This is a genomic window from Zooshikella ganghwensis DSM 15267 (assembly GCF_000428585.1).
Classification (GTDB): Bacteria; Pseudomonadota; Gammaproteobacteria; order Pseudomonadales; family Zooshikellaceae; genus Zooshikella; species Zooshikella ganghwensis.
This window is the reverse complement of record NZ_AUAF01000394.1, coordinates 1-1239: the sequence shown is the minus strand read 5'-3', so window position 1 is coordinate 1239 and position 1239 is coordinate 1. Positions and strand designations below refer to the sequence as shown.

The 1239-nt window shown below is 39.5% G+C and carries 1 protein-coding gene; it reads right to left on the bottom strand.

All coding sequences use genetic code 11. The features are described 5' to 3' along the window. Positions 1–87 precede the first annotated feature (87 nt). Positions 88–1107 (bottom strand): PepSY domain-containing protein, encoded by a 1020-nt coding sequence (locus tag F607_RS35910; protein ID WP_169719865.1) that lies wholly within the window; start codon positions 1105–1107, stop codon positions 88–90. Positions 1108–1239 lie beyond the last annotated feature (132 nt).

Genomic DNA, 1239 nt, shown 5'->3' with positions numbered 1-1239 from the left:
GCCAAGAATCCATTGTTTTTTGCCCAAAAGTCCACTTTTGGCAACTAAAGTGACATAACCTTGTATTCATTGCAAATTTATGGGTAATTAAATGACATCTAAGGAGGTGAGGGGATAGAACATACTCCCACCATCACCAAATGACATTTGCCGTCCATCCCAAATAGCATTGTCATAATTTTGTTTATAGTGTGCCCGCATTCTTAATTTATGACTCAAGGGCTGAGTATTAAACCATTCTTTATAAAGTTTAAAGACAACACCACCAAAATAATGGGCATCATTTAACGGTGAGTACCCACCATTCACTTCTTTATAATTATTTTCAGGACAATTAAACTGAAAAACCTGACCACCACTTTCCCTGTGTTTCATATCAATGGTTTCAACATTGGCAGTACTCATACGACACTGAGCATCAACCTCCAACGGTCCGTGATCTGAGCCATACTGGTATTTTCCTGACTTCTTATTACCGCCAGGCCCTGTTGCTTGTTGGTGATTAAGACCTTCCCAGTGATCAAGTACTTCGCCCGTATGCGCATCAATTATAAAGAAGGGACGAGTAGGTTTTCCTGATGCGTTGTGAGTAAAGTAGCTCACTTCATACGCTAGTCGAGGATCAGCCTCGTCTTCAGCATAAATCCATAGCTTCTTATTATTATGCTCAATTTTATCTTGCACAAATCCTGTGTGACCTGATTGCTCAACGGCAATTTGCAGTGCTTGCTCTGCCGTTAAACTGGGCGAAACTTCTAAGTTATGCTCATCCAGGGCAACTAATAAATCTCCGGAAAATTCACTAAACTGACCAGCATGATTTTCGCGGGCAACAAAACTAAAACCATAAATAGGTACGCCTTCATAGTATTGTTGATATCGATGTTTTTGTTGGTTATCACTCGTAGAAATCGAACGGATAACCATAACATCTTTTTCTGAACTTAGTTGTAAAATTTCATGGACTGGTGCTGCACTGCGAATAGCCTGTGTTAACGGACTATATTCCAGATTAATTTTTTCAGCTGACCACGAGGGCAGTGAAAAAAGTGTACTGGACACAGCAGCACCCACTAAAATAAGTGTGCTACTTCTATACTTCATCATATTCCCCTGCATAAATACTTTAGTTGTGCAAATACATTACTTAACGCGATGCTCGACTTTTTAGCCTATTAATTTAGCTAACTGAAGAGGAGCATTGCCTTGGTTCCTATTAAATAATACACACAAACTGTG